Genomic DNA, 518 nt, shown 5'->3' with positions numbered 1-518 from the left:
CCGTTCAGAACGGCGATACGGACCTGAAGCTCCGCGACCTGTCGGTCGAAGTCCCGCGCCATGAGGCGCTGCCCCAGCAGTTTCACACAGTGCATCTTCGTTTCGACGCGGCTTCGGCGGTGGTATCCGCTCCATCGTCGCCAGAGAGCACGACCGAGGTATTTCGATGCCCGCAGCGCTTCGTTTCGTGCGACCGCGCCGGCGGTGACGGTCTTCCACGGCTTGGCATTCTTGCGAGGCGGAATGACAGCGCGGGCGCCGCGGTCAGCGATTGCATCGTGGCATTTGCGGGTGTCGTAGGCACCGTCGGCAGTGACGCTGCTGATCTGCTCGTACGCTGGGATCTGGTTGAGCAGGTCGGGTAAGACCGGTGCATCGCCGATATGGCTCCCTGTGACCTCGACTGCGCGAACCTCCAGTGTTTCCTCGTCGATCCCGAGATGGATCTTGCGCCAGACGCGCCGTTTGGGTCCACCATGCTTGCGGGCGTGCCACTCGCCTTCGCCCTCGACTTTGAT

Annotated in this window: 1 pseudogene; it reads right to left on the bottom strand. The window is 63.5% G+C overall.

Annotated features, from left to right (window positions below):
* Positions 1 to 518: pseudogene (locus tag ACDP63_RS25170) on the bottom strand (IS5-like element ISPko1 family transposase); the annotation flags it as partial.

It is taken from the genome of Paracoccus sp. P2, assembly GCF_046335115.1.
GTDB lineage: Bacteria > Pseudomonadota > Alphaproteobacteria > Rhodobacterales > Rhodobacteraceae > Paracoccus > Paracoccus pantotrophus.
The sequence above is the reverse complement of the archived record's forward strand: the minus strand, read 5'-3'. Positions and strand labels throughout refer to the sequence as shown.